This window comes from Streptomyces sp. NPDC054834 (genome assembly GCF_053611185.1).
Genome location: NZ_JBSGZV010000111.1, coordinates 1 through 3,088, shown reverse-complemented (window position 1 = coordinate 3,088; position 3,088 = coordinate 1). Strand labels below are relative to the sequence as shown.

Below are 3,088 nucleotides of genomic sequence, written 5' to 3'. Positions count from 1 at the left end.
GCGGCGAGGCCGTGCCCCGCCTCCGTCGTACCCGGACCGAACATGGCGGGCCGGGGCCTTCGCGAGGCCGTCCGGGCAGCCCGACGGCGGACGGGGAACCGCGGCCGTACGCGTGACTGGAAAGCCGGCCGAGCAAGGCAGAGACGCCCGCGCAAGCGGGCCGGCGGCAGGGGCACGGGCTCGTACGCGGGGGCGGAGTGCGCGGCTGAGCGGGATCGCCCGGGCCGGCCCTCGGACGCCGGAAACACCGCTGCCGCCGGGGCATCGGGTCGGCGGCAGCGGGGGTCTGGGCTCGGTGGTTCAGCCGGCGGCGGGGAGCTGGTCGGTGAGGCGGGCGGACCAGGCCTCGATGGTGGGGGTGGCGGCGAGTTCGCCGAACTTCACGGTGTGGCCCGCGCGTCGCCAGCCGTTGATGAGCTGCATCAGGTGCAGGGACTTCAGGCCGTGCTGGACGAGATTGGCGTCGTCGGCCAGTTGGCCGGCCGGGACGCCGATGACGGCGGCCACCGCCTCGCGTATCTCCTGGCGGCTGAGTCCGTCGGTCGTTGCCATGGCTGCCTTCTCTCTTTCTTCGGACACGGTCAGGGGGCGGCGAGGATCTCCACGACGGCGGCGCCGACCTCCATGCCCACCGCGGCGGCCAGCAGCAGCACCCGGTCGCCGGGACCGGCCTGCCCCGTGGCCAGGAGCCACTCCAGGCCGGCGATCTGGTCGGTGCCCGCGGAGTGGCCGAGGGTGCGGTTGAACTCCCAGGTGCCGCGTGCCTCGTCGATGCCGAGGGGGTCCAGGAAGCCGTTGCGGATCTGGTCGAGGGCGACGGCGCTGTGCGCGACCTTGGCGATGTCGTCCATGCGCAGCCCGGCGTCGGCCAGGACCCGGTCGACGACCTCGGTCACCACGTCGCCGAGGTGGAACAGCGGCGGCGCCACCCCGGCCGCCCACTGGGCGCGGATGTACTCGCCGCGTTCCTCCAGGTCGAGGCGCTTGCCGACGGTGATGGAGGGCGGGAAGAGCGGCTCGCCGCCGCGGTGCAGTATCTCGGCCTCGGGGCAGGACACCGAGTGCACGGACAGCAGCCGGGCGAAGCCCTCGCGCCGGGAGAGCACGGCAGCCGAGCCGCCGTCGCCGAGCAGGTAGTGGCTGCTGACCCGCCATCGGTCGATGTTGGCGGTGGAGAAGTTGTCGCCCGCGGTGACCAGGACGGCGTCGGGGCCGGGGGTGCCGCCCAGCCAGAGGGCGGCCAGCCGCATCGAGGTGATCATGCCGAGGCAGCCCTGCCGGATCTCGATCGCGGGCACCGGCCGGTCCAGGGTGTTGTGCAGGACGTAGTGCGGCGCCGACCAGATTTCCGGGCCCTGGTGGTGGACCGGGGTGTGCAGCAGGGCCGCGAAGTCGTCGGGCGTGTGCTCGGCGCGTTTGAGGGCCTCCCGGGCGGCGGTGACGGCCATGTCGGGGGCCGGTGTCTCGCCCGCGACGCCCACCGCCACCATGCCGCTGGCCGCGCGCAGTTCCTCGTCGTACCAGCCGTTCTCGACGGCTTCGGCGGTGGTGACCCGGTCCGGCAGGTAGGTGCCGATGCCGGCCAGGAAGACATTGTCGACCTTCATGCCCAGCAGGGTCGTCCACCGCTCTTGCGGGCCTCTTTCGGCGGGCTTGCGGACGGCAAAAGCCCACGGCGTTCCGGCCGGGCTGATTTAAGTCAGCTTTAGGGCCCCGGAATAGCGTGACCGGGAATTAGTTTCGGGGATTTTTTCCAGCCAGGTGCCGAATATCCCGAGGCCGCGATCCGATCGAAGACCTCAGAGACCATCGAGGAGTACCCATCGTGACTGCTGTTCAGGAACTGCCGCGGCTTCCCTTTCCGCGGGACCCGGAGAACCCGGCCACCGCGATCGCGCCGCTCTTCCACCAGCTGCGTTCCCGCCATCCGGTGGCGCGGGTGGGGACGCCGGCCGGGGACGAGGGGTGGCTGATCACCCGGTACAAGGAGATCAAGGAACTCTTCAACGACCCGCGGCTGGGCCGGTCCCACCCGGATCCGGACAACGCGGCCCGCATCGCCAACGCCGCCGTGATCAGCGGCCCGCTGGGCAAGCCGGAGGACGAGGTCGCCAACCGCTCCCGGATGCGGCGGCTGTTCGCGCCGTCGTTCTCGGCGCGGCGGGTGGAGAAGCTGCGCCTGGAGGTCGCGGAGATCGTCCGGGAGCTCTTCGACGCCATGGAGGCCGGTCCGCAGCCCGCGGACTACCACGAGGCTCTGTCCTTCCCGCTGCCGGTGCTGGTCATCTGCCAGTTGCTGGGGGTGCCGGGCGAGGACCGCGAGGAGTTCCGCACGTACTCCAACGGCGCCACGAACCTGTACAACCGCGCGGAGTCGCAGGCGGCCTGGGACCGGCTGACGAGCTACATGTACAAGCTGATCGAGGTGAAGCGCAAGGAGCCCGGTCAGGACGTCTTCTCCGACCTCATCGAGGCGCAGGAGCGGGAGAACCTGACCGACGACGAGATCGCCGGGCTCGGCGCGGCGCTGCTGTTCGCCGGGCACGAGACGACGGTGACCCGCCTCGACATCGGCACGCTGCTGCTGCTCACCCACCCCGAGCAGCGGGCGAAGCTCCAGGCGGACCCGCAGGGCATGGTGAAGAACGCGGTGGAGGAGATCCTCCGTGCGGCGGCCCCCTCCACCCAGGACGTGCTGCCCCGCTACGCCCACGAGGACATCCAGGTGGGCGGGGCGACGATCCCGGCGGGCGACCTGGTGCTGCTGCCGTTCACCGCGGCCAACCGGGACCCGCAGATGTTCGACGACCCCGACGTCTTCGACATCACCCGACAGATCCCCCAGCACCTCGCCTTCGGCCACGGCCCGCGCTTCTGCATCGGTGCCAGCCTGGCCCGGGTGGAGCTCCAGATCGTCTTCTCCACCCTCTTCGAGCGCTTCCCCGGCCTCCAGCTGGCCGGCTCCCCCAACGACCTCGAGTTCCGCGACGACACCCTGACCGGCGGGCTGGCCCACCTGCCGGTGGTGTGGTGACCCGCTGACTTCACCCGACGCGAAGAACAGGCCGCCCCGACACCGGTGTCGGGG

The 3,088-nt window shown here is 71.6% G+C and carries 3 protein-coding genes; 1 reads left to right on the top strand and 2 read right to left on the bottom strand.

Annotated elements, in window-relative coordinates:
* Positions 1 to 300 precede the first annotated feature (300 nt).
* Positions 301 to 552 (bottom strand): phosphopantetheine-binding protein, encoded by a 252-nt coding sequence (locus ACWGJM_RS48945; RefSeq protein ID WP_453418268.1) that lies wholly within the window; start codon positions 550 to 552, stop codon positions 301 to 303.
* A gap of 29 nt (positions 553 to 581) precedes the next feature.
* Positions 582 to 1,607: a ketoacyl-ACP synthase III family protein gene (locus ACWGJM_RS48940; protein ID WP_453418267.1), complete on the bottom strand. Its 1,026-nt coding sequence runs from the start codon at positions 1,605 to 1,607 to the stop codon at positions 582 to 584.
* A 218-nt stretch (positions 1,608 to 1,825) separates the two neighbouring features.
* On the opposite strand from ACWGJM_RS48940, the gene ACWGJM_RS48935 reads away from it, so the two are divergent.
* The gene (locus ACWGJM_RS48935) at positions 1,826 to 3,034 is read left to right on the top strand and encodes a cytochrome P450 (protein ID WP_453418266.1); all 1,209 of its coding nucleotides are present in this window, start codon (positions 1,826 to 1,828) and stop codon (positions 3,032 to 3,034) included.
* Positions 3,035 to 3,088: the final 54 nt, after the last annotated feature.

What these genes read in the sequence shown, in the direction of transcription:
- ACWGJM_RS48945 (WP_453418268.1), bottom strand. Translation starts at nt 552, where the DNA reads ATGGCAACGACCGACGGACTCAGCCGCCAGGAGATACGCGAGGCGGTG.
- ACWGJM_RS48940 (WP_453418267.1), bottom strand. Translation starts at nt 1,607, where the DNA reads ATGAAGGTCGACAATGTCTTCCTGGCCGGCATCGGCACCTACCTGCCG.